General features: G+C 41.9%; 25 protein-coding genes, 1 pseudogene and 1 riboswitch. Of the genes and pseudogenes, 21 read left to right on the plus strand and 5 right to left on the minus strand.

Features of this window, described 5'->3' with window-relative positions; genetic code table 11:
* Position 1: 1 nt before the first annotated feature.
* A complete protein-coding gene (locus ABFY19_RS02610) occupies positions 2 to 250 on the minus strand; it encodes a hypothetical protein (RefSeq protein ID WP_418791713.1) in 249 nt (82 codons plus the stop codon).
* Between ABFY19_RS02610 and ABFY19_RS02615 the strand changes: the two genes are divergently transcribed.
* On the plus strand, positions 243 to 305 hold the full coding sequence (locus ABFY19_RS02615; protein ID WP_418792519.1) for a hypothetical protein: 63 nt from the start codon (positions 243 to 245) through the stop codon (positions 303 to 305). The two genes, ABFY19_RS02610 and ABFY19_RS02615, sit on opposite strands and share 8 nt — an antisense overlap.
* Before the next feature lie 150 nt (positions 306 to 455).
* On the opposite strand, the gene ABFY19_RS02620 is transcribed toward ABFY19_RS02615, so the two are convergent.
* A complete protein-coding gene (locus tag ABFY19_RS02620) occupies positions 456 to 749 on the minus strand; it encodes a type II toxin-antitoxin system RelE/ParE family toxin (protein ID WP_418791714.1) in 294 nt (97 codons plus the stop codon).
* Position 750: 1 nt separating this feature from the next.
* Positions 751 to 1,128, minus strand: coding sequence for an AbrB/MazE/SpoVT family DNA-binding domain-containing protein (locus ABFY19_RS02625; protein WP_418791715.1), 378 nt, complete (start codon positions 1,126 to 1,128; stop codon positions 751 to 753).
* A 121-nt stretch (positions 1,129 to 1,249) separates the two neighbouring features.
* Here ABFY19_RS02625 and ABFY19_RS02630 point away from each other — a divergent pair, with 121 nt between their 5' ends.
* From ABFY19_RS02630 to ABFY19_RS02655, 6 genes and pseudogenes are all read left to right on the plus strand, one after another.
* Complete coding sequence (locus ABFY19_RS02630) at positions 1,250 to 1,462, plus strand: hypothetical protein (protein ID WP_418791716.1); 213 nt, start codon at positions 1,250 to 1,252, stop codon at positions 1,460 to 1,462.
* 281 nt (positions 1,463 to 1,743) lie between these two features.
* A pseudogene (locus tag ABFY19_RS02635) lies at positions 1,744 to 2,646 on the plus strand (phosphorothioated DNA-binding restriction endonuclease).
* An 84-nt stretch (positions 2,647 to 2,730) separates the two neighbouring features.
* Positions 2,731 to 2,892: a hypothetical protein gene (locus ABFY19_RS02640; RefSeq protein ID WP_418791717.1), complete on the plus strand. Its 162-nt coding sequence runs from the start codon at positions 2,731 to 2,733 to the stop codon at positions 2,890 to 2,892.
* A gap of 225 nt (positions 2,893 to 3,117) precedes the next feature.
* Positions 3,118 to 3,300, plus strand: coding sequence for a MerR family transcriptional regulator (locus tag ABFY19_RS02645; protein ID WP_418791718.1), 183 nt, complete (start codon positions 3,118 to 3,120; stop codon positions 3,298 to 3,300).
* A gap of 93 nt (positions 3,301 to 3,393) precedes the next feature.
* Positions 3,394 to 3,858: a TipAS antibiotic-recognition domain-containing protein gene (locus ABFY19_RS02650; RefSeq protein ID WP_418791719.1), complete on the plus strand. Its 465-nt coding sequence runs from the start codon at positions 3,394 to 3,396 to the stop codon at positions 3,856 to 3,858.
* Between the two features lie 34 nt (positions 3,859 to 3,892).
* Entirely contained in the window at positions 3,893 to 4,603 is a 711-nt protein-coding gene (locus tag ABFY19_RS02655) for an AAA family ATPase (protein ID WP_418791720.1), read from the plus strand.
* A 27-nt stretch (positions 4,604 to 4,630) separates the two neighbouring features.
* On the opposite strand, the gene ABFY19_RS02660 is transcribed toward ABFY19_RS02655, so the two are convergent.
* Positions 4,631 to 5,350, minus strand: coding sequence for a lysoplasmalogenase family protein (locus ABFY19_RS02660; protein WP_418791721.1), 720 nt, complete (start codon positions 5,348 to 5,350; stop codon positions 4,631 to 4,633).
* Between the two features lie 162 nt (positions 5,351 to 5,512).
* Here ABFY19_RS02660 and ABFY19_RS02665 point away from each other — a divergent pair, with 162 nt between their 5' ends.
* From ABFY19_RS02665 to ligA, 3 genes are read left to right on the plus strand one after another with little or no spacing between them, the layout of a single operon-like run.
* Complete coding sequence (locus tag ABFY19_RS02665) at positions 5,513 to 6,460, plus strand: hypothetical protein (RefSeq protein WP_418791722.1); 948 nt, start codon at positions 5,513 to 5,515, stop codon at positions 6,458 to 6,460.
* A gap of 15 nt (positions 6,461 to 6,475) precedes the next feature.
* Positions 6,476 to 8,656: a DNA helicase PcrA gene (gene pcrA, locus ABFY19_RS02670; protein ID WP_418791723.1), complete on the plus strand. Its 2,181-nt coding sequence runs from the start codon at positions 6,476 to 6,478 to the stop codon at positions 8,654 to 8,656.
* 20 nt (positions 8,657 to 8,676) lie between these two features.
* The gene (ligA, locus tag ABFY19_RS02675) at positions 8,677 to 10,671 is read left to right on the plus strand and encodes an NAD-dependent DNA ligase LigA (protein ID WP_418791724.1); all 1,995 of its coding nucleotides are present in this window, start codon (positions 8,677 to 8,679) and stop codon (positions 10,669 to 10,671) included.
* 125 nt (positions 10,672 to 10,796) lie between these two features.
* Here ligA and ABFY19_RS02680 read toward each other — a convergent pair whose 3' ends face one another.
* A complete protein-coding gene (locus tag ABFY19_RS02680; protein ID WP_418791725.1) occupies positions 10,797 to 11,126 on the minus strand; it encodes a carbohydrate-binding protein in 330 nt (109 codons plus the stop codon).
* Between the two features lie 228 nt (positions 11,127 to 11,354).
* Between ABFY19_RS02680 and gatC the strand changes: the two genes are divergently transcribed.
* The 11 genes from gatC (at position 11,355) to ABFY19_RS02735 (ending at position 24,361) form a co-directional block, all read left to right on the plus strand.
* Positions 11,355 to 11,636: an Asp-tRNA(Asn)/Glu-tRNA(Gln) amidotransferase subunit GatC gene (gene gatC, locus ABFY19_RS02685; RefSeq protein ID WP_418791726.1), complete on the plus strand. Its 282-nt coding sequence runs from the start codon at positions 11,355 to 11,357 to the stop codon at positions 11,634 to 11,636.
* A 24-nt stretch (positions 11,637 to 11,660) separates the two neighbouring features.
* Entirely contained in the window at positions 11,661 to 13,118 is a 1,458-nt protein-coding gene (gene gatA / locus ABFY19_RS02690) for an Asp-tRNA(Asn)/Glu-tRNA(Gln) amidotransferase subunit GatA (protein ID WP_418791727.1), read from the plus strand.
* Positions 13,119 to 13,134: 16 nt separating this feature from the next.
* The gene (gene gatB / locus ABFY19_RS02695) at positions 13,135 to 14,586 is read left to right on the plus strand and encodes an Asp-tRNA(Asn)/Glu-tRNA(Gln) amidotransferase subunit GatB (RefSeq protein ID WP_418791728.1); all 1,452 of its coding nucleotides are present in this window, start codon (positions 13,135 to 13,137) and stop codon (positions 14,584 to 14,586) included.
* Between the two features lie 54 nt (positions 14,587 to 14,640).
* Entirely contained in the window at positions 14,641 to 14,781 is a 141-nt protein-coding gene (locus ABFY19_RS02700; protein WP_418791729.1) for a hypothetical protein, read from the plus strand.
* Positions 14,782 to 14,920: 139 nt separating this feature from the next.
* Positions 14,921 to 15,937: a hypothetical protein gene (locus ABFY19_RS02705; RefSeq protein ID WP_418791730.1), complete on the plus strand. Its 1,017-nt coding sequence runs from the start codon at positions 14,921 to 14,923 to the stop codon at positions 15,935 to 15,937.
* Positions 15,938 to 16,147: 210 nt separating this feature from the next.
* Positions 16,148 to 17,281, plus strand: coding sequence for a homocitrate synthase (nifV, locus tag ABFY19_RS02710; protein ID WP_418791731.1), 1,134 nt, complete (start codon positions 16,148 to 16,150; stop codon positions 17,279 to 17,281).
* A 178-nt stretch (positions 17,282 to 17,459) separates the two neighbouring features.
* Complete coding sequence (gene icd, locus ABFY19_RS02715) at positions 17,460 to 18,731, plus strand: NADP-dependent isocitrate dehydrogenase (RefSeq protein ID WP_418792520.1); 1,272 nt, start codon at positions 17,460 to 17,462, stop codon at positions 18,729 to 18,731.
* Positions 18,732 to 18,805: 74 nt separating this feature from the next.
* A riboswitch (cyclic di-GMP riboswitch) is annotated at positions 18,806 to 18,893 on the plus strand.
* A 137-nt stretch (positions 18,894 to 19,030) separates the two neighbouring features.
* Positions 19,031 to 20,011, plus strand: a complete 981-nt coding sequence (locus tag ABFY19_RS02720; protein ID WP_418791732.1) for a hypothetical protein — start codon at positions 19,031 to 19,033, stop codon at positions 20,009 to 20,011.
* Between the two features lie 83 nt (positions 20,012 to 20,094).
* The gene (locus ABFY19_RS02725; RefSeq protein WP_418791733.1) at positions 20,095 to 20,457 is read left to right on the plus strand and encodes a carbohydrate-binding protein; all 363 of its coding nucleotides are present in this window, start codon (positions 20,095 to 20,097) and stop codon (positions 20,455 to 20,457) included.
* Between the two features lie 142 nt (positions 20,458 to 20,599).
* Entirely contained in the window at positions 20,600 to 21,865 is a 1,266-nt protein-coding gene (locus ABFY19_RS02730) for a glycosyltransferase family 4 protein (RefSeq protein ID WP_418791734.1), read from the plus strand.
* Between the two features lie 15 nt (positions 21,866 to 21,880).
* Entirely contained in the window at positions 21,881 to 24,361 is a 2,481-nt protein-coding gene (locus ABFY19_RS02735; protein WP_418791735.1) for a sugar phosphate nucleotidyltransferase, read from the plus strand.
* Positions 24,362 to 24,543: the final 182 nt, after the last annotated feature.

Consider the following 24,543-nt stretch of genomic DNA (forward strand, 5'->3'; position numbering starts at 1 on the left):
ATTATTCCTCCTCCCTAATTTCTTTGATTAGAGCAATTAATTTTTTGACATAAATAGCTTTAACCCGGTTGTTATGAACAGGCACGGTAGCGATAGTGCCGGATTTTTCATCGTAAACAGACCAATGACTGCCACTTCCCGGTGGTTCACATATCAAGCCAAATTTATTTAGAACAGCCTGAAGTTCAGCCCATTTGACATCTTTAGGATTATTCAGGATTTTTTGAAACCGTTTTTCTATTTTGGTCACTAGAACCTCCGATAATAGTATAATCAATAACACTATATTTAATACCAAAAGATAACTAGTTGGTATTAAATATGATACTACAAAAAGATTGATTGAGCAAGGGGGCAATATCTCTCCGGTAGGATACTGAGGTAAAAAGGTTATGCAATAAGATCGACCATTTGGCGACAAATAAAAAAAGTGGCAAATTTGCCACCAAATCATTCTACTTCATATATTTTTTGATTGTATCCCAGAAGTTTTCCCTAGTTCCGGCCATAACCACGACAACTAATTCACCTTTTTCATTTTCAGCGAGGTAGTATGCGATTTCATAGTATGTTTTATTATGATAAACATTGTAACCCCAAATACCAGCTAAATCACCAGTTTTTATATCACCTATTTCAGGATTTTTTCGGATTTCCAATAAAGCAGTTTCGTATTTTTTCTTTAACTGCTTGTCCTTTAATTTTTTAAAGTATTTTAATGCAGGATTTAAGAATACAATTGGAAGCATATTAGTCCTCCGAGTCCAAAAAGATTTCTTTCATAGTATCAGTACCATCAAATTGTTCTGCAGCTTGTTTTGCTTCTTCAATGATTCGTTTAATGGCTGGCCTGATTTTAGCCCTGTAATTCTTAAATTCGGTCAATAATTGATCTCCTTGAAACCCTCTTGCTATCAAGTCTTTTAGTATTTCTTCAGCAAATTCGGTATCTTGGCGAACGGGACGGATAATAATTTCGGAATCGGTCATTAAGCACTCTACTTCATCACCAATATTGAGTTTCTCAAAATATTTTTGAGGTATAGTTATTTGTCGTTTGCTGGAGACGCAAATTCTTTTGGTATCAATAATATGAGGTCTTCTATGGATTATTGATTTTCCTGACATTTATATAACTCCTTTCATTGAAGAAAATCACTACACAAAGAAACTTGGTTGCTTGGTAATATTTTATCACAAAAAACGATTATTTAACAATAGTTTTGGGCTTATTTTTGGAGGTTATTTTATGGGGTTTAATAAATTATTATGGTTGGTTCTATTGATATGTGGATTTCTAATTAATGGATATGAAGTTACCATACAAGAAGCACGAGATGTAAGGAATCAAAGGGATCAATTAACTAGAAAGGATATGGCAAGCTCAAGAATGAAGGAGAAGTTCATTGAGTATTTTATGAATAAATATCCAAATGTTCAAGGAAAGCAATGGGTTGCTTGAGAAGTAACGCTTGGGAGGATTATACTGAATTTTTACTTAGAAAGTCTAAAATAAGAATTTATAAAGAAGATTTTAAGGTGGAGCATTATGGAGATAATTGGAATTTTGGGCATTTGGATTTGAAGAACAAATAGTTATACCATTTTGAAGGACAATGTATGCACACAGTTATTTTTTTTAAAAGAAGAATAGCAGTTGCTTTAGAAGAAAGTAAGCTTTGTGCTGTCACGCTTTTTGCAGTCCAACACATTATGACATTTTACCTCTATGGGGTCTTAATTATGGATTCAGAACAGTTAAAGGAAAAGCTAAGCAAGCTTAGTATATGGAAAAAGGGTGGCCAAAGAGCTCCACATAAACCACTCTTGATTTTGTATGCGCTCGGACAGTTGCAGAAAAGAGGAGTTAGGGTTCTTCGATATGAGGAAGTACGTGAACCATTAATAAAATTATTAAAAGAATTTGGTCCTCGTAGACAGACATATCATCCGGAAGAGCCATTTGTCCGATTGACTAGAGATGGTATATGGAAGTTGAATTCAGAAATTGACTCTATCCAAATGCAGAACTCTTGCTTACTTAGGCGCGATATCGCTGGAGGATTTAAAGACGAGGTAATTAAATTATTACGGGACAATCCATTATTACTACGTGAAGTTGCACACATAGTGCTTTATAGCCATTTTCCGGAAAATATTCACGAAGACATAATTGCAGCTGTAGGACTTGATTTTGATTCTAGAGTTGTTGGGTTTGAAACTTCTAAGTTTAGTAGTTCTAAATGTAGAGATCCAAAGTTTAGAGAAAAAGTACTGCGTGCTTATGAGTATAGTTGTGCTATTTGTGGATTTAATGTGAGATTAGGTAATAATTTGGTAGCGGTTGAAGCTGCTCATATCAAGTGGCATCAGGCTGGCGGGCCTGATTGTGAGGACAATGGCATAGCTCTATGTGCAATGCATCATAAGTTGTTTGACCTAGGAGTATTCACAATTGCAGGTTCAAAATAATTGTTAGTAGCAGAAGAAGCAAATGGTAGCAGTGGTTTTCAGGAATGGTTAATGAGATATCATGGGAAACTTGTAAGATCACCGATACATCCTGCTTATCAACCAAACCAAGCCTTTGTAGACTGGCACATTCGAGAGGTTTTTAAAGGACCAGGGAGATATCGGGGCGGTTAAATACATCACCTAACGATTAGCTGTGCTTTGGTGAGTTGATAGCACCAATACCGTGGCTTTAAAAAAATTGGAAGGAGAATTCATATGAATCTTCAAGAGGTAGGATTTGAAACACCTAAATTAATATGGCAGCTCATTAATTTATTTATTTTATTGGGACTTATAGCTATACCTGTTTGGCTCCTAACAAAGGTCAATTCTATTGAAAAAAGTTTAAAGGAATTAGTGCGAAAATTGGATAAATAAAAGCACAATTGACAATTAAACATAGTATTGGGCCTTGGCTTGGAATGTGAGAATAAGCAAAATATATAGAGAATAGGTAAAATATAATGAAAAGCTAACATTTATTTGATATAATGCAAGAGGGTATTACTAGCATGAGTAACAGGTTTTAACAAGCGTTTTGGATTAATAAATTATGGAAGGAATATACGATTCAAGCTCATGGGTTTGAAAGGAGGCACTGTCTTGAGAATCAATGAATTTGCTCAAAAAACAGGTCTAACGGTTAAGACTCTTCTGCACTTCGATATGATTGGGCTTTTAAAGCCAATTAAAGAAGATAGCGGATATATGTTGTATTGTGATGAAGATTTTTTAAAGGTGCAGCAGATTCTTACTTTAAGTTATATGGGTCTGTCATTGGAGTAAATTAGGGTTCTATTAGACGAAAGAGGAGATAATCTGCCAAAATTAATTCAAATTCAAAAAGAAGCGCTAAATAAAAAGAAACGTAAATTTGAAATGCTTATAGATTCTCTTGAAAAGGCTGAGAAGCAGTTGCAGGCAAAAGGCAATATAGACGTAAAGCTATTAATTAACATTATAAAGCTGACTACAAGCGAAAAAGAGATTGATTGGTTACAAAAGTATTTTACCAGGGATGAGCTTTTACAAATAGGTAGAAAGCTGTATAGAAGCTTAACAGAAGAAGAACTTAAAAAACGATATGAAGAAAATAAAAAGTTTTCGGAGAAAATAAGAGCTTCTTTAAACTTAGACCCTGCTTCATCGGACGCTCAGGAATTGGCAAAGCACTGGAAAGTGAATATGGACAAATTTGTCCAGGAAAATGAAGAATTAGAGAAAAAGCTTAGAGATTTGTATTTAGATATAGATAAACTAACTTCAGCGTTTTTTAATAGTTGGGATTCAAAAATGATTGAATTTATGACTAAAGCCATAAAGATTTACAACAGTCTGAATTAGTAATAATTATGTTATTGATTGCGAGGGAATTGATGTGCATCTCACTGGAGTTACCCTTTATCCGGACAGATACCCTACTGAACATCACTATCCATTTAACCTGCAGATATTTCATTCCACGAAAGAAATTGAGTTTAATACACCTGTAACATTTTTTATAGGGGAAAACGGAACTGGGAAATCAACATTGCTGCACGCTATAGCGAAGAAGTGCGGCATTTATATTTGGAAGGAGCCGGAGCACACATCTGATAAGTACTCTGAACAGCTTTATAGGTATATTCAAGTTCACTGGGCAGGTGAACCGGTTTCTGGATCATTTTTTGCTTCAGAACGATTTCAATATTTTGCCCAGGTTGTTGACAGAACAGCCATAACAGACCCGGGAATACTGAAATATTACGGTGGTGAACATTTAACAACCAAATCACACGGACAGTGTAATATGGCTTACTTTAAAAGCCGCTATAAGATTAAGGGCCTGTACTTTTTGGATGAGCCTGAAACCGCTCTGTCACCAAAACGGCAATTGGAATTGCTTAAAGTAATTGATGAGATGAGCAAATCAGGACATGCTCAATTTTTAATCGCTACCCATTCACCAATCCTTATGGCTTTGCCTGGTTCGACTGTATACAGTTTTGATGATATTCCAATTAGACAAGCCAGGTATGAGGATACTGATTACTATCAGATTTATAGGGACTTCCTGAATAACAGAGAGAAATATTTCAGCAGCACGTAAAATTCATACTTTTTAAGGTGAAGCTGGTCAGGAGTTTATTTTTGAGGAATTAATCAAATTCTTTTCAGCAATGGTAACTACAATAATGGTCCAGGCAGGCACATATGCTCCCCAAATAATATTTTTTAACCAGGGAACGAATGATGAGCTGAAATATGGATGAAATGTAGCCATGCCAACCCCTAGATCGCATATTAGCATCAGGAAACCGGCCAATGCTATAAGACGTGAATTTTTAGTAGTAAAATAACCCCTGAAAACGGTGCCGATACAGATCCATGAGCAATAACAAAGAATTGCGATAAATATTATAAGTCCATATCTCATAATCCCGTTTATAAAGGGAAAAAGAATTATGACCGCCGGGACAGTTATTGCTAGCACAGGCAGTGCGGCTGCAGCTTCAAAACTGCTTATTTTAAAGTTTTTTTGAACTGCAGCTATTACAAATAAATAAGCGGCCGTGAAACCCAAAATTCCAAATGGCATAAATTTTCCGGAATCAAAATATGTGCTGCAGAAAACTAAAAAGAAGTCCCCTATCATTACAAAAAACATTGCCGCAGCCAGCAGCTTTTGTTCCGGGTATTTTTTATTAATCAGCAATGCTGTCAAACAAAGTGAGATTATTGAAAGGAATTTAATATAATTCACATAAGCGGCTTCTGGGGATAAATTATCTAATACTAGAAAAAGTACAGTTAAAGGCAAAAAAGTTGCCAGCAGTAGTTTTTGAATTATATTCATTTTTTAATGGCCCTCCTATACTTCAATTATATACTTCAATTATATTATCATGTATCCCGAAATACAAAATTATATTTGATTTACACATACAAATATGACAGATGGTGAAAAGTCTGATATATTAATACTTGACTATAAATGGACAAGGAGGAGTATTTAATAATGAAATCAGTTGATAATGCAATATCACTGGATGAAAGAGAGCTATCCCAATTTATCCTTGATATTTTGGAAGAAGCCCGTAGTGTGATTCACCCGGCTAAAATAAACTTGTGTCTAAATGATGACCTGCCGCCGCACAGCGTTACCCAAGTCTTACTCGAAGATAATGGTGACTATTCCATCTACATAAAACCTGATGCAGTCAACGATGATTATACCCTGTCACATGAGTTGCTGCATATATGTGTAAATAAACATGTTCCCAAGTTTATCAAGGTTATTCAGTATGATATTGCAGGCGTAATTGGTCTTGAACTTCAGGGATACCTGGAACATAACTGGATATTGGCGGAGCAGAAAAGAAGGGGCCTGATTGTTGATGAACGAGATTTTTATGCTCATATTGAAGAAACTTTTGGGGCTGACAGTGGAGAATTTGTAAAAAACGTTGAGCGCATATTAATTTTGAACAATATTTTGCGCAATCATCCCAAGGTATTGGAAGAACATAAGGAATTTTTTGCAAAGAATAATCCCGAATCCCTGAAGCTGGCGCAGCGAATAATGTCTCATTATCCTGAACAAGAGCTTTATACCGTTTATGAAGCCAGAAAAATTACTGTCAGGGCTATTAGGGAATGGAACAGTATATTTAAGGAAAAGGGGCTTGCTTCGGTGAACCTCAGTTTCTTAATCAGTGTTGAACCTGTTTTTTCGGCAAATCAGTTAAAAATGACGGCAAATGTTGTGTTAGGGTTATTTCCTAATGCTATTGTGGATATGTCAGGCAAATCTTCCCGGCATGTTTTGGTTACCCTGAAAGACGGGCAATGCTGTGTTATTTTTGCAATGGAAGATGAAGGCTTGGTACATCTGAAAAATTATATGGAACGGAAGACTTTGAGAGAATTTCTTGATACAATGAATATTTCTTACCTGCTCAGGTAAAGGGAGGAACATTAAATGCAGCTGACACATAAACTCAACCCATCTCAGACCGAAGCTGTAGAATGCTGTTCTGGGCCGCTGCTTATCTTGGCCGGTGCCGGAAGCGGGAAGACAAGGGTTCTGACACATCGGATTGCCCATTTGATTAGGGACAAAGGGGTAGCCCCTTACAATATACTGGCCATAACTTTTACTAATAAAGCGGCTCAGGAAATGAAAGACCGTGTAGAAGCACTTCTGGGGAGCCAGGCTGATTATATGTGGATTTGCACTTTTCATTCAACATGTGTCCGTATCCTTAGGAAGGAAATCAGTGCCTTGGGTTATGACACCGGTTTTGTTATTTATGACAGTTCAGATCAGCAGACCTTGATTAAGCAGTGTATTAAGGAACTCAATATTGATGATAAGCGTTTTCCGCCCCGGGCAATTACCGCCGGTATCAGCCAGGCCAAGAACAGCTTGATGGGGCCTGAGGAGTATGAGAAAAAAGCTGATGACTATTACCAGCAGATAGTGTCCAGTGTATATAGTCTTTATCAAAAAAAACTCTATAAAAATAATGCTTTGGATTTTGATGACCTCATAATGAAGACCGTTATCCTGTTTCAGAAATATCCCGAGATTCTTGAAACTTATCAGGAAAGGTTTAAGTACATTCTAATAGATGAATACCAGGATACAAACCATGCGCAGTATAGGCTGGTCGGGCTTTTGGCTGAAAAATACCGGAACATCTGTGTTGTGGGTGATGATGACCAGTCGGTATACCGTTTCAGGGGTGCCGACATAAAAAACATTCTTGATTTTGAACGTGACTATTCAGAGACCAGAGTAGTACGTCTGGAGCAGAATTATCGCTCCACAAAAAATATTCTGGAAGCTGCTAATGAGGTTATCAGGAATAACATTGGACGTAAGGAGAAACGACTGTGGACCGAGAATCAGGAAGGAGCACCGGTTTGTCTCTTTACAGCCGGGGATGAACATCAGGAGGCATATTATGTCGCTGATAAGATAATAGAGGGTCATGACCGGCAAAACCGGCCTTATCGTGATTTTTCAGTATTATACAGGACTAATGCCCAGTCCCGGGTTGTTGAGGAAATTCTGATGCGCCATAACATACCTTATACTATTGTTGGTGGGCTGAAGTTTTATGACCGCAAGGAAATTAAGGATATTTTGGCTTATCTGAAGCTGGTCTCTAACCCTGCCGATTCTGTCAGCTTAATGAGGATTATCAATGTCCCCCGGCGCGGGATAGGGGATACCAGCATTGCCAGGGTTTTTGCATATGCTGCTGAAAATGACATCAGCCCTTATGATGCCATCAGACACGTTGAAATGATACCAAAATTGCAGGCACGGGCTGTTAAAACACTGCAGGCTTTTTATAGTTTGATTGAAGAACTGAGGAATAAAAAAGACAGGATTTCGGTTACTGACCAGACTAAAGAGATTTTGGACAAATCGGGTTATTTGAAGGAACTTCAGGGCGAGAAAACGATTGAGGCAGAAACCCGGATAGAAAATATCAAGGAATTCCTTTCTGTCACTGCTGAGTATGATTCGGCCGGTGAGGAAGGTTCTCTGGAGGAATTCCTGGCAGAGGTATCCCTGGTATCGGATATTGACAGTATGAATGAGGAAACTGATGTTGTTGTTTTGATGACACTGCATAGTGCCAAGGGTCTGGAGTTCCCTGTTGTTTTCATGCTGGGTATGGAAGAGGGGATTTTTCCTCATTCCCGGTCAATTGCTGAGCAAGCAGAGCTTGAGGAGGAACGCCGTCTTTGTTATGTTGGCATTACCAGGGCCCGGGAGGAAATTCACCTGGTCAATGCTGGCCAGCGCATGCTTTATGGGAATTATATGCATAATCCTCCTTCCCGCTTTATTGGTGAGATCCCGGAGGAATTAACGGAGATTGCAGATAACGGGGAAGCTGGGGAAGACGGCGTTGTGCGGAACGGATTTCGTCAGGAAAGCAGCACTGCCCATGTAGAAACTGGAACGAAGCGTGGTGCTCCTGGGGCTTACAGCTTGGGAGACAAGGTTGAACATGCCAAGTGGGGACAGGGAGTAGTTGTCAGTGTAAAAGGGGAAAATGAGAATGCAGAGATAAGTGTGGCTTTTCCGGGAATGGGAATTAAGACACTGATTACCAAGTATGCCCCGCTTAGGAAGATATAGCCTTAAGGAGTGTGGAACGATTGAATAGGGATACAGCGGCTCGGAGAATTACAGAACTGACCGAACTGCTTAATGAACATAACTATAATTACTATGTTTTGGATAATCCGAAAATTTCTGATACTGAATATGATGGCTTGATGCAGGAGCTTATTAAGATTGAAGAAGTTTATCCTGACTTGGTGCTGCCGGATTCACCTAGCAGCCGGGTAGGGGGCGCTCCTGCAGCAGGGTTCGAAACAGTCAGCCACCTGGTTCCGATGCTGAGTCTAAGCAATGCTTTTGGTGAGCAGGACTTAAGGGATTTTGACCGCAGGGTCAGGGGCGGTTTGGCAGGCGGCACGGTTGAGTATGTTGTTGAACTGAAAATAGATGGGCTTGCAGTTTCTCTTCTTTATGAAAACGGGTTTCTTGTCCGGGGGGCTACTAGGGGGGACGGGGAAACGGGAGAAGATATATCTCGAAATTTGAAGACTATCAACAGCATCCCCCTGAGGCTGAGGCGTCCCCTGGAGCTGCTGGAAGTCAGGGGAGAGGCATATTTGCCCAAAAAGGAGTTTGCCCGTATCAACAGGGAGCGGGAAGAGGCGGGGCTGCCCACTTTTGCCAATCCACGCAATGCCGCAGCCGGGTCACTGCGGCAGCTTGACCCACGGGTTGCCGCATCCCGGGCGCTGGATGCCTTCCTTTATGGTATTGGCAGTGTTTCAGGGATAAATGTAACAGGTCACCGTCAGAGTCTTGAGGAGCTGCAGGAGCTGGGCTTCAAGATAAACCCAAATGTGCGAGCTTTTAATGATATTGAACAAGTTATTGATTACTGCAGGGAATGGGCTGAAAAAAGGCATGACCTCCCATATGAAATTGATGGCATGGTTGTTAAGGTAAACGACTTGTCACTGCAGACTGAACTGGGGGCTACCAGCAAGAGCCCCAGGTGGGCAGTTGCATACAAGTTTCCTGCAGAGGAAGTGGAAACCGTTGTTAAAAATATCTTTGTCAGAGTAGGCAGGACGGGAGTGCTTACTCCAACGGCATTACTGGAACCTGTGCGGGTTGCCGGGTCCACTGTAAGCAGTGCCACCCTGCACAATATTGACATTGTCCGTGAAAAAGATATCAGGATAGGTGACCATGTGGTCATCCACAAGGCTGGGGACGTTATCCCTGAAGTGGTGAGGGTAGTTAGGGACAAAAGGACGGGTAAGGAAACGGAGTTTCATATGCCTGGGGAATGCCCTGTATGCAGGACCGGTGTTCAGCGGGTAGAGGGTGAGGTTGCTGTTCGCTGCCCTAATGAAACTTGTCCGGGCAGGGAGCGGGAAGGCCTGATTCATTTTGTATCCAGGGATGCCATGGATATTGAAGGACTGGGCCCGGCAGTTATTGACCAACTGCTGAGCGCAGGACTTATCAGGGATGCTGCGGACCTGTATTACCTGAAAGCAGAGGACCTGCTTGAATTGGAGCGTATGGGCAGAAAATCTGTGGAAAACCTCCTCAATGCCATTGAAAAAAGTAAGCAAAAGGATTTGTCTCAATTAATTTTTGCCTTAGGGATACGACATATCGGGGCAAGAACGGGAAAGATACTGGCTGCACAATTTGGTTCCATGGCCCGGCTTCAGGCTGCCGGATTGGATGAGCTGACTGCAGTTCCCGAAATCGGGCCTAAGATGGCTGAGAGTATTGTGGCATATTTCCGGGAACCGGTCAATCTCAAGCTGCTTGATAGATTAAAAGCAGCCGGTGTTAAGCTTACTCAGGAAACCCAGCAGACCGGGGAGCGGCCCTTTGACGGGAAGACGTTTGTACTGACCGGTACCATGGAAAAATACACCCGCAAGGAGGCTGAGACTATAATTGAATCACTTGGCGGGAAGGTAAGTTCCAGTGTCAGTAAAAAAACTGATTTTGTAGTGGCAGGAAAAGAAGCAGGCTCTAAACTGGATAAAGCACTGGCCCTTGGGGTAACAGTGATTTCAGAAACTGATTTCGAAGAAATGAGTGGTTAAGGGTCTTAAGTACGCCGTATGCAATTTGCTGTAATCATCCTATTTTACATCAAAAGACGGCTTCTGGCATCTGCCAGTCACCGTCTTTTGTGTTTTTCTAAAAAGCTGTTAATGCGACAGCCCCTTTACAGACCATAAGTCCAGTTTTCCCCATTGTTGTTGTCCCAGTTGCTAGCGCTGTCCTTGAAACAGAAATTCAACTGGCTGTTAGTCATGGTCAGAACCGGTGATTCCCAACCCCTGTCTGTTTTATGAAGGGGATGGTCATAAACTGCCTGCCAATTACGACGGCTTCCAAAACCTGCCCTCATAAATATTTGGTCGGCACCTGACTTTGACAGCAAACCGTCATAAACAATTTTAACATTTTTGCCGTCTGAAGATGTGGGATCTGCTTTGATACGTGAGAAGGACTCGTAGTCCCCTTCGCCATTGTGGGCGTTCAAATATATCATTGTGTCACCTCCATTATAATTTTCATTGAGTAGTGTTCCCTGCAACTGAATTGTTACACTTTGAAAAATTTGGAGTTGCTATTTTGTTTAACCAATTTCACCATAACTTGTATTCACATCACTAATCTGATATAATAAAATATCGTGGAACCCTGTAATATCAGGCTTTTAAGGGTAACTGAAACCTTATGTTGCCGGATACTATTCCAACAAGGACGGTGATACTTAATGCTTACTAAGGAACAAGTTGAACATGTAGCTTTACTGGGAAGGTTGGAGTTATCAGATGGGGAAAAAGAAATTTATGCAACCCAGTTGAGTGAGATTCTGAAATATTTTGAGGCCTTAAATAAACTTGATACCGAGAACATTCCGCCGACAGCCCATGTTCTTCCTATAAAAAATGTTTTTAGGGAGGATAAGCTGTATGAGGGCCTGGATAATGAAAAGGCTTTGGCAAATGCGCCGGCAAAGGCAGGGGACAGTTTTAAGGTACCTCGGATTATATAGATGTGTAGGCAGGAGGGATGCAAGTTGCAGTTCAATGCATTAACCGCACATGAACTTCATGATAAACTGGTGAAAAAAGAGGTCAGCTCAGCAGAAATTACAGAGGCTGTTTTTAAGAGGATTGATGACGTTGAAGAAAAAGTAAGGTCTTTGGTTACCCAGACTAGGGATAAAGCTATGAAAAAAGCCGGGGAAGTTGATGCCAAAATTGGTCGAGGTGAGGCAATCGGCCCATTGGAAGGAATTCCGGTGGTAATCAAAGACAATATGTGCACAGAAGGTGTGTTAACAACATGTTCTTCGAAAATGCTGCATAATTTTGTGCCTCCATATAACGCTACTGTAGTTGAAAAGCTTAACCGGGCCGGTGCGGTCATAATTGGCAAGGCTAATATGGATGAATTTGCTATGGGTTCTTCTACTGAGAACTCAAGGTTTTTTATCACCCGTAATCCATGGGATACGGAGCGGGTGCCGGGCGGTTCCAGCGGCGGCAGCGCGGCAGCAGTAGCGGCAGATGAAACTATCTATTCTCTTGGTTCAGATACCGGAGGTTCTATTAGGCAGCCGGCTTCGTTCTGTGGTGTGGTAGGACTTAAGCCTACATATGGTGCTGTTTCCAGATATGGGTTGATAGCTTTTGCCTCTTCGCTGGACCAGATTGGTCCATTTACCAAAGATGTTCGGGATTGTGCTCAGGTATTCAGCACAATTGCAGGACATGACCCCAAAGACTCTACTTCAGCAGAGTTTGCTGTTCCTGATTATACTTCAGTTCTTTCAGGTAGTGTGAGAGACCTTAAAATAGGTATTCCCAGAGAATATTTTGTTGAGGGTACAGCCCCTAAAATAAAGGAACTGATAAACAATGCCATAAATAAGTTTACAGAGCTTGGCGCTGTTTGTGAGGAGACATCACTGCCGCATACTGAATATGCGCTGCCTGTATATTACATCATCGCTCCGGCTGAAGCCAGCTCAAACCTGGCCAGGTATGATGGGGTCAGGTATGGTTACCGGGATGAGTTGGCTGAAGATATTGTCACGATGTATAGGCGGACAAGAAGCGAAGGGTTCGGAACTGAGGTTAAGCGCAGGATTATGCTTGGCACATATGCTCTCAGTTCCGGGTACTATGATGCATATTACCTTAAGGCCTTAAAAGTGAGGACCCTAATTAAGCAGGATTTTGACAAGGCCTTTGAAAAATATGATATCCTAATTTCACCTACGTCCCCCACACCGGCATTTAAATTCGGTGAAAAGGCGGATGACCCGATGCAAATGTATTTAACAGATGTATTCACAATTTCAGTTAATTTGGCCGGTATACCTGGGATTACACTTCCCTGCGGCTTTGTGGACGGGCTTCCTGTTGGATTGCAGTTGATGGGAAGACCATTTGGTGAAGGGGATCTGTTCAAGGCAGCTTATGCCTTTGAGCAAAATACCGGATTTCATTTAAATAAACCTAAGCTTTAAATGAGGTGAAATATAAATGGCGATACAGTACGAGATAGTTATAGGTTTAGAGGTTCATTCCGAACTGAAGACAAATTCAAAGATTTTCTGCTGCTGTTCAACTGAATTCGGCGGGGCTCCTAATTCACATGTTTGTCCTGTCTGTCTTGGTTTGCCGGGTGTTTTACCGGTTACTAATAAAAAGGTTATCGAATTCGCCATCAAGGCAGGGCTTGCCTTAAATTGCAGTATAGCTGAGTTCAGTAAATTTGACAGGAAAAACTACTATTATCCTGACCTGCCTAAAAATTATCAGATTTCACAGTATGATTTGCCTATTGCTGAATGCGGGTATCTTGACATTGATGTTGACGGGCAGCAGAAGCGAATTGGAATTACCAGGGTGCATATGGAAGAGGATGCCGGAAAGTTGAACCATGAAGGTGAAACTATGGCTGCATCCCGTTATTCACTGGTTGACTACAACAGAACCGGCGTCCCTCTTATAGAGATAGTTTCTGAGCCTGATATTCGTTCCCCGGAGGAAGCCAGGCTTTATTTGGAGAAGATGAAGGCAATCCTGCAGTATACTGAAGTGTCTGACTGCAAGATGGAAGAAGGGTCGTTGAGGTGTGATGCCAATATCTCAGTCAGGCCTGCAGGGCAAAAAGAGTTTGGCACAAGGACTGAACTGAAGAACATGAACTCCTTTCGCGCACTTCAGAAGGCCCTGGAGTATGAAGCGGAACGGCAGATTGAAGTGCTTGAGGACGGGGGCAGGGTAATCCAGGAAACACGAACATGGGACGAGGCTAAAGGAATTACCTTTTCTATGCGCAGTAAGGAAGAAGCTCATGACTATCGGTATTTTCCAGACCCTGACCTTGTTCCAATAATAATTTCCCAACAATGGATTGAAGAAATCAGGCAGACAATTCCGGAACTCCCGGATGCCCGTAAAGAGAGGTATATTAGTGATTATGGTCTTCCTAGGTATGATGCTGAAGTAATTACAGCTTCCAAGGAACTTTCGGATTACTTTGACCAAGGCGTGAAACATACTGCCAATGCTAAGGCCCTGAGTAACTGGCTCATGGGTGAATTATTAAAATTTATTAATGCATCTGGATTAAGTGTAACAGATAATGATTTTCCCATAACACCGGAGAGCCTTGCTGAACTTGTTAACTTGATTGACAAAGGCGAAATCAGCGGTAAAATTGCCAAAGATGTATTTGAGGATATGCAGCAAAAAGGGGAGAAGCCTTCGGTAATAGTTGAAGCAAAAGGACTGAAGCAAATCAGTGATGAAGGCGCAATTGGGGCTGTTGTAGATGAGGTTATTGCAAGTAATCCTCAATCTGTAGAGGATTTTAGAAACGGCAAAGATAAGGCTATTGGATTCCTGGTAGGCCAGGTGATGAAGGCCACCAAGGGCCAAGCAAATCCCGGTGTGGTTAATCAACTGCTCAGGGATAAAATGAAGTAATGCATTCACAATGCTTTAGGCTGACAAAGACGGTGATTTTGAGCTATAAAAGTGATGTTAGATAGGGGTGGATGTGTTCCGGAAGGCGGAGTCTGTCATCCGTCCGGGCCCGCGACCCGCGAAGCGGGAGCGGCTGCCGGCGGAGATGTAGCCCGCCGGAGGAATATATCCACCCCTGTTCATGATATATTTTAATGATTAAGAAATATTGGGTTTGTCAGCAGTCTGAGAGCAATATGAATGCTCTTTTTTTCTTTCTCTTAATTCCGCATGAAACTTGTTATGCATATAATGTAGTGAATTTCAGGTTAGGAATTAGAGAGGAGGAAGTTGTGTGGATAAGGTTCGTTCCGCTCTTAATAAGCACAGGAAAAAGATACTTGGAATGAAAAATGTAGTCGGAGTGGGAGTCGGATATAAGGAAGCAGTTCGCGCCTCAACAGGTGAGCCCAAGCAGGGCATCGTAGTCTTGGTAAGGCGGAAACTTCCGGAAAATCAGCTTGAGGCTCAGCATATTGTACCTAAAGACCTTGATGGGATTGTCACAGATGTAATCGAGGTTGGCGATATCCGGCTTCTGGGTGTTGACCGCACTAAAAGAGGCGGCCCGGCACAGCCGGGAATGAGTATTGGTCATTACAAAATTACTGCGGGAACTTTTGGAGCTGTAGTCAAGGACCGGAAAACGGGAGAGCAGCTGATATTATCAAATAATCATGTACTGGCTAATTCAAGCAATGGCAGGGATAAACGGGCTAAGCTGGGTGACCCGATTCTGCTTCCCGGTCCTCATGACGGGGGGAAGCTAGAAAAAGATATAATTGGCCGGTTATACAGGTTTCAGCCTGTAGATAAAGTGCTGAACCATTCTTCCTGTCCCAAGGCTGCAACTGCTGAATTCTGGGCAAATGCGTTTTGCCGCTTTATGGCACCCCAATATGTAGTTAAATTGCTGCGTGAATCTAATACAGGGAATACGGTTGATGCGGCATTAGCCAAACCGGAAAACCAGAAAAAGCTTAATAGTGAAATCTTGGAAATTGGTAAGATAAATGGCATGGCCGAAGCTCAACCAGGCATGATAATAATAAAAAGCGGCCGGACAACGGGAGTAACTAAAGGGACTGTGAAGGTTGTCAATGCAACTGTATCAGTTGAGATGGGAGACGGCACAGAAGCTGAATTTCATGACCAGATTCTTACCAGTGAGATGTCACAGGGAGGAGACAGCGGAGCGCTTGGGGTTAATGAACAGCGCCAGGCGGTTGGATTATTGTTTGCTGGTTCCGACAAAGTAACAGTATTTAACAAAATACAAAATGTGATGGATAAACTGGATATAACCTTTTAATTAAAATTATATATTGGCCCCTTTCAAAAGGGGCCAATTATTTTATGCATAAAACTAAACGTGATATAAAACTCTGATATGACGCATTTTAAACTTCTCAATTTGCTTCTTTCGTGGTAAAATATTAATAAATGGCTTTCCGATAAAAAGACCAATATATAAATCAATGGCTGTTAACTATTGAAAAAGCTGAGGAAGAGGTGTAATTAGGTGGCATATCAGAATATCAAGATAGTTGATACAACATTACGAGATGGAGAACAAACCGCCGGAGTGGTGTTTGCAAACAAGGAGAAATTAAGAATAGCCAGGTTCCTGGATGAAATTGGAGTACATCAAATTGAGGCTGGGGTACCGGTAATGGGCGGGGATGAAAAAAAGGTTATCAGTGATATCGTAAAGCTTGGTCTTAAAGCAAGCATTATGGGGTGGAACAGGGCAGTTATTTCAGATATTGAACAAAGCATAGATTGTGGTGTGGATGCGGTTGCAATATCAATTTCTACATCAGATATACATATTAAGCATAAGCTTCAGACAACCCGGGAGCAGGTTTTAGAAAAAATGGTCATGGCAGCTGAGTTCGCCAAAAAAGAAGGGTTGTACATTTCCGTTAATGCCGAAGATGCTTCCCGAACCGATATGGATTTCTTAATTCGTTTTGCAGATGCTGCCAGAGAGGCCGGAGCGGATAGGCTGCGCTATTGTGATACAGTTGGGATTCTTGATCCTTTTACAACATATGATAGGGTTAAAACTTTGATAGAAAATACCGATATAGAAATAGAAATGCATACACACAATGACTTTGGTATGGCAACAGCTAACACTATGGCCGGTATCAGGGCAGGGGCCACACATGCCGGAGTAACAGTTATGGGCTTGGGTGAGCGGGCTGGAAATGCGGCTTTGGAAGAAGTTGTCATGGCCCTCAAGCACATAGAGGGAATTGACCTTGCTTTCAAGACTGAGATGTTCAGGACGATAGCCGAATATGTCTCTCTTGCTTCAGGACGGGAACTTCCTGCCTGGAAGTCCATAGTGGGTTCAAACATGTTTGCACATGAATCAGGGATACATGCGGACGGGGCCATAAAAAACCCGTTGACTTATGAGGTTTTCTCACCTGAGGAAGTGGGACTGGAAAGACAGATTATCATTGGAAAGCACTCAGGAACAAAGGCCTTGATAGTTAAGTTTGGCGAATACGGAATCCAACTTACCAAAGAAGAAGCCAATGAACTGCTCCGAAAGGTTCGTTCTGCTGCGGTTGACCTTAAAAGGTCACTGTTTGATAAGGAGCTTATGTATATTTATGATGATGTTTTTGGCTGCCGGGCATAATGCTAACTGAATGGTTTTATAATCTTGATGGAGGCTGGCGCGCATACTTAAAATATGCGCGCTTTTTTTAGTAGAAAAAATTCTTAATATGGGGTAAAATGTTTAAAGGGTTACCAACCAGTTACAACAGACAAATATAAAGAGGTGAGAGGTTGTGGCATTATTCAACAATTATGACATGCCAAAGGAAGGAGAAAAAATTACTTTTCAAAACGGTAATTTAACTGTTCCTGACCATCCCATTATTCCGTTTATTGAAGGGGATGGGATAGGGCCTGATATTTGGGCTGCGGCATCAAGGGTGATTGATGTTGCTGTGGATAAGGCATATAATGGCAAAAGGAAAATAGCTTGGTTTGAGGTTCTTGCAGGTGAAAAGGCGTTCAGCAAAACGGGTGAATGGCTGCCTAATGATACTTTGACAGCAATCAGGGAGTATTTGGTTGCCATTAAAGGACCGCTGACGACACCGGTTGGGGGCGGCATACGTTCACTTAATGTTGCTTTGAGGCAGGAACTTGATTTATATGTATGTCTCAGGCCCGTAAGATATTATAATGGAGTTCCGTCACCGGTGAAAAATCCGGAGCTGGTGAATATGGTTATCTTCCGTGAAAATGCGGAGGATATTTATGCAGGCATTGAATGGCATGAAGGCAGTGAAGAAGTCAAGAAAGTAATTCGTTTTCTTATTGAAGAAATGGGAGTGAAAAAAATACGTTTTCCGGAAACCTCGGGTATCGGAGTTAAACCTGTTTCCAAGGAAGGGACAACCCGTCTGGTGAGGGCGGCTCTGGAATATGTTATAAAGCATAACCGTAAGAGCTTGACCCTGGTTCATAAGGGTAATATTATGAAATTCACAGAAGGAGCATTTAAGAACTGGGGTTATGAGGTTGCGGAAAATGATTTTGCCGATAAAGTATTTACCTGGGCCCAACATGATAGGATCACCGCTGAGCAGGGAAAAGAGGCCGCTGACAAGGCTCAGGCTGAAGCCCAAAAAGCGGGCAGGATTATTGTCAAGGATGTCATTGCAGATGCATTCCTGCAGCAGATATTGACAAGGCCGGCCGAATATGATGTCATTGCTACATTAAATCTTAACGGTGACTATATTTCCGATGCCCTGGCAGCTCAGGTGGGCGGCATCGGTATTGCTCCGGGGGCCAATATAAATTACATGACAGGCCATGCGGTGTTTGAAGCAACTCATGGCACAGCACCCAAATATGCCGGGCTTGACAAAGTAAATCCCGGTTCCGTACTTCTTTCCGGGGTTCTGATGTTGGAATACTTGGGTTGGCAGGAAGCTGCCGAACTTATTTACAGGTCGGTGGAAAAGACAATTGAAAGTAAGGTTGTCACCTATGACTTTGCCAGACTTATGGAAGGTGCAACTGAAGTGAAGTGTTCGGAATTTGGTAATGAGCTGATAAAGAATCTGTAATTTTCACAGAAAAGTTTTAAAAACACTAATGTAAATAATAAAATTTTACGATATATAAATAGAATAATTTTTAAAAACCGACAAGGCAAACCCTTCGAAAGGTGGGGACGCAAAGCCACGGGTCCTATTATTTGATATTTAAAGGACAGCCGGGTTACCGAAGTTTAACGGGTTATTATTAAACCAGTCTTTCTTCGGTATTTTCCGAAAAGACTGGTCTCCTTATTTTTGGAAATTATTTGCCAAAGCTCCAAAGGGGTTAGCAGGAGGATTACAATTTTGAGGGAGGGTATTTTTAAATGATAAGGAAACCTTTTGTTTTAGCTCTCATATTGATGACATCTTTAGTAGTTGTCAGTGGATGTTCATTTAACCTGTCAAAGCTAAGTTCCAAAATTCCTTCTCGGGAAAGGTCGGAGGCTGTTTCAGAAACAGCATATAACGACAATTCCGAAGCTCAAAGCGTCGCCACTAAGTCTTATGAAGTGTTGCAAAAAAATCTAAATAACGAAATTAACCAGGTTGTGGACGAGATTATGGCCGGTAGATGGAATGAGGCCATTGTCATAGGTGAAGCTGCGTATAAAATGATACAGGATGAACAGTCTGCTTTAGTAAATAGTACGGTTTATGACCCATATGGTCAAAATGCATACGGATATAACGCAACTAAGGAAAAATTATATGAGGTATTGAGTGCTGCTTATGATTTCAAATATCACCTTGAAGGATTAAACAATGATGAAAAAGAAAAATATGTGAGAACAGCAAAATCCCATTTTGATATTAACCCTGCAGACCCTTTTAAGAAACTGGCGCTAGCAAAGGCGCTTACTGATTCAGGGGACCTGAACCAGGGTGTCAGGCTTCTTGGCGAACTGTACAATTCCCCATATAGAGAAAAGGATATAACAGAAACTTATGCTTGGGCACTCTATCTTTCAGGCAAAAAGGACGAAGCCTATAATATATATAAAGCCTTTTATCCTCAGGCTGAGACACTTGTTCAGCTTTTCCACAGCGCTGAGGTAATTGAGGAGGTAGACAAAGCCCTGGGATTGAATTTATATAACGGTGTTGTTGGAGCGGCAAACAACCTTATGGTAAAAGGACCAAATGTTAGTAATATGAGCGCTCAGACTTACATAGATTTGGTGCGGACTGAGTCTCAAAATGCTATGCAAAGGCTCTTGGCAGGAGGGTTTAAACTTAATTCCCAATATAACATCCGGAAGGTTGATCCGATTGTAAAATCAATAGTGAAACTGTCCAGTGAATAATTTTAACTGAAATTATTTCCATAAATAAAAACCCCCTGATATTTGTAATACTAATTACAGAAAAATATTAGGGGGTAATTTTTATGGACCGTTTAGCTTATGATCAAGTAAGCCATAGTAGTCCCGAGGGCATGTACGGCGTTGGCGGTGTCAATGTTTATCCGACTCCTATTACCTTTAGAGACCAAGTAAATATTATTTATGATGGGCTTCTCTCAAAATCTGGGGCCCAGGATGTTTACTTACATCTTGGTTTTGGGTATCATAACAACTGGCATGATACAAAATATCTAAAGATGTTTCATACCGGACGCGGCTGGGAACAAACTGTGCAGGCTTCGGATGATACCAGATTAAACTTTTGTTTTAAGGATGGGGCAGGGAATTGGGATAATAACTCGGGACATAATTGGAGTTATGAGATTCATGACGGCAAGCAGTATTAAAACTTATATTGCTGTATAACAGTGATTTTAAAGGGACTGACTGACGGGTTAGTCCCTTTATTTAATTCTTTGGGTCAACACGAATAAAGCATATATTCCCAAGGTAAAATAAGCTGGAGAAGAAATAAGGAGGAGGTCAAACATGAAGATAGTGATGTTATCTTGGGAATACCCTCCCAAAAGCGTTGGAGGCTTAGCACAGCATGTGCATCAACTCTCCAAGGCGCTGGCCAAGCATGGGGCGGAGGTTCATGTAATTACCATTGGAGCGGATAATGTTGAGCCATATGAGGAAAATGAAGGTGTGCGGGTGCACCGGATCTACCCTTACAGCATCTCAGCTCCCGACTTCAGGACATGGATACTGCACCTTAATTTTTCTATGCTCGAATATGCGGTTACTTTGATCAACTCTATAAAGGGTGTTGATATCGTCCATGCTCATGACTGGCTGGCTGCGTTTGCCGGGAGGGCGCTGAAGCATTCATTTAGCGTGCCTCTGGTGGCAACTATTCATGCAACGGAATTTGGGCGAAACAATGGATTGCACAATGATAACCAGAGGTATATCAGTGATGTCGAATGGTATCTGAGCTTTGAGTCCTGGAAAGTAATAGTGTGCAGTTCATTCATGTACCGGGAACTCAAGGGGTTTTTTCAGCTTCCTGAAGATAAACTGAGGATAATTCCAAATGGTGTAACTATTGAGGATTTTGAGACTAATACTGTTTATCACGATGAGGGTGATGAAAAATATATTTTCTATATTGGCAGATTAGTTCGCGAAAAAGGAGTACAAGTCTTAATAGATGCGGCGCCCAAGATTTTATCTTATTTCCCTGAGGCTAGGTTTGTTATAGCCGGGACCGGTCCCTATGAAGAACACCTGCGAGCTATGGTGAGGGAAAAACGCTTGGGACACCGGTTCTATTTTACCGGGTACATTGATGATACTACCAGAAACCGCTGGTTTAGTCAAAGCAGTGTTGCGGTATTTCCCAGTCTTTATGAGCCTTTCGGTATAGTTGCTTTGGAAGCAATGGCAGCAAAGACGCCGGTAGTTGTTTGTGATACAGGAGGGTTAAGTGAAATAATTGACCATGGCAGGGATGGCATGAAATGCTATGTAGGCTCCTCTAATTCGCTGGCAGATAATATTATGGCAATACTTGGGGATAAGACTCTGGCTAATCGCCTGAGCGTCAATGGTTATGAAAAGGCACGAAAGAAATACAGCTGGTTTTCAATTGCAAGCCAGACCCTGGAAGTATATGAAGAAATTTTGGACCAGTCAAAAAGGGCAGATTGGCATACTGATACATGGCGGGCATCTGACCCTCTCGCCGCGCTTTATGGAAAAGTAAAAAACCTTAGCAGGGCAAATGTTTCTGGGCAGCGAGCCCATTGAAAGGAGTAGATACCTTTGGTACAGTCAATTATTATGGCAGGGGGAGAGGGTTCCAGACTCAGGCCCCTGACCTGCAACCGGCCTAAACCTATGGTGCCGATGCTCAACAGGCCGGTAATTGAATATGCTGTCGAGCTTCTGAAAAGGCATGGGATTAAAGAAATTGGTGTGACTCTTCAATATATGCCTCAGGAGATACAAAATTACTTTGGTGACGGTTCCGGTTTTGGAGTAAATATGGAGTACTTTATTGAGAATACTCCTTTGGGAACAGCGGGCAGTGTTAAGAATGCCCAGGAATTTCTAAAAGATACCTTTGTTGTTGTCAGTGGAGATGCCCTTACTGATTTTGACCTGACAGAAGCGATCAGGTTTCATCGTGACAAGGGGGCGATAGCTACACTTGTGCTTACCCCTGTGGAAATTCCTCTTGAATATGGGGTTGTGATTACGGAAGATTCGGGGTCAATCAGACAGTTTTTGGAGAAGCCGGGTTGGGGAGAAGTTTTCAGTGATACTGTGAATACAGGAATCTATATATTGGAACCTGAAGTTTTAAAATATATCCCTGAAAATACCCAATTCGATTTCAGTAAAGATCTTTTCCCTTATTTGCTGAGGGAAAATATGCCTTTATTCGGGGTAAGTCTGAGGGGATACTGGTGTGACATAGGTAACCTGAAACAGTATCAGGAAGCTCATTTTGCAGCCATGGAAGGCAGGGTTAATATTGAAGTCAAGTCGGCGGCTTCCACGGAGAACGGGATATATACCGGTGATAACTGCCGGATAGACCCAGGCGCCATTATAAATGCCCCTGTTTTTATTGGTGATAACTGCCATATTGGTCCGGGAGCGGAAGTCGGTCCTTACGTAGTGGTAGGCAGTGGATGCAGGGTGGACAATAATGCATCAATAAAGCGAACAATAGTTTGGAATGGTTCATATATTGGCAACCAGGCCGAAATAAGGGGTGCAGTAATCTGTGATAAGGTAGTTATAAAGGATAGGGCAGCAGTATTTGAGGGTGCGGTTATCGGAGAAGAGAGTATTATTGAGGAAAATGCAAGAATTAAACCAAATACCAATATCTGGCCTCACAAGTTGGTAGAAAGGAGTATGGTGGTTGATTCTCATTTTGTATGGGGGACGAAAGCCTGTCGTAATCTTTTCGGAAGTGATGGTGTGTCGGGAAAAATAAATATTAATCTTACAGCGGAATGTGCTGCCAAACTGGGGGCAGTTTACGGCACTGTGACCGGACCTGGGGAAACAGTACTGGTAAGCAGTGATTACCACCGGAGTACCAAAATGATTAAGAACGCCATTATTGCCGGGCTCATGTCTGTGGGAATAATGGCGGCAGATGGCGGGACATTGGTTACTCCTGTACACAGGCATGCTGTCAGGGCTCTTGCGGCTAAGGGAGGGATTCACGTAAAATCATCCTTCACCAATTCTGATACTATTAACATAAACTTATTTACCGGAAACGGGGCTATGATTTCCAGGGATGTTGAAAGGAAAATTGAGAACCTGTTTGAGAGAGATGATTTCCAGCGAAAAACTAAAGAGCAGGTAGGTACTGCAACATATATGCCGGGACTTACGGAATCATATGTCCGCAGTCTCTTAGATATGGTTGGCAGGGATGAGATCAGGAAAAAGCAATACCGGATAGCGGCTATCATGCCGGGAGAAGGCCTCCATTCTATTGTTCCTTATGTTTTTAACGAACTGGGCTGTGAACTGGTTGAAACTTTTGAGGGAAACTCCTATGAGTATACCGGATTTGAGGAAATGAAGGCAGTTGCAGAGAAAATTGCTGCAGAAGCAGCTGAGAGCGGATTAGATATGGGGGTTATATTTGATAGCAATGCTGAACATGTTATTCTCATTGATGGGACGGGACAAATTTTAGATGATAATCTCTTTACTGCCCTGATGTCTGCAGTAATCCTTGACTCATCCAGGGAACCGGTGGTAGCGGTCCCTGTTACCGGGAGCAGGGTTGTTGAAACCATGGCAGAGACCAAAAACGGCACTGTTATCAGGACAAAAACCTCACCGGTGGTATTTATGCACGAGACGATGAAGCCTGAGCTTGTGGCTGCACAAGGTAATTTTAGCCAGTCTGTGATTACTTTTGATGCCATATCAACAGTTCTTCGGATTATGGATTACATGGCCGGAAGAGATATTACTCTTGCGGAAATCGTTAGTTCGATTCCTGAAATTAATATGATAAGAAAAGAGACGGACTGTCCGTGGGCCGCAAAAGGCAGGGTAATGAGAAAACTGATTGAAGAAAGCAGTGACCGGGAAGTAGAATTGCTAGATGGGGTAAAAGTCTACCATGATAACGGGTGGGCGTTAGTGCTTCCTGATGTGGAAGAACCCAGGTATCACGTTTATTCGGAAGGTTACTCATACGAATTTGCGGAAAGCTTGGCCGACTTTTATATTGATAAAATTAATCAATTAAAAAATGGTTAAATAATGTTAACTGGCAACGAAAAACCTGATTGCGTGTCTGTTGCAGTAAATCTTGCCGGATGAAAAACTATCGTCCCGGCGCAGTGACGTCCGTGTCACGCGCCGGGGCTCCGGACGTCCTGTCCTCCGCTACTCTGTTTTTCATCCGTCTTCGATAACTGCAACAATGACACTTCATCAAT

The organism is Phosphitispora sp. TUW77 (genome assembly GCF_048453025.1).
Taxonomy (GTDB): domain Bacteria; phylum Bacillota; class Thermincolia; order Thermincolales; family UBA2595; genus Phosphitispora.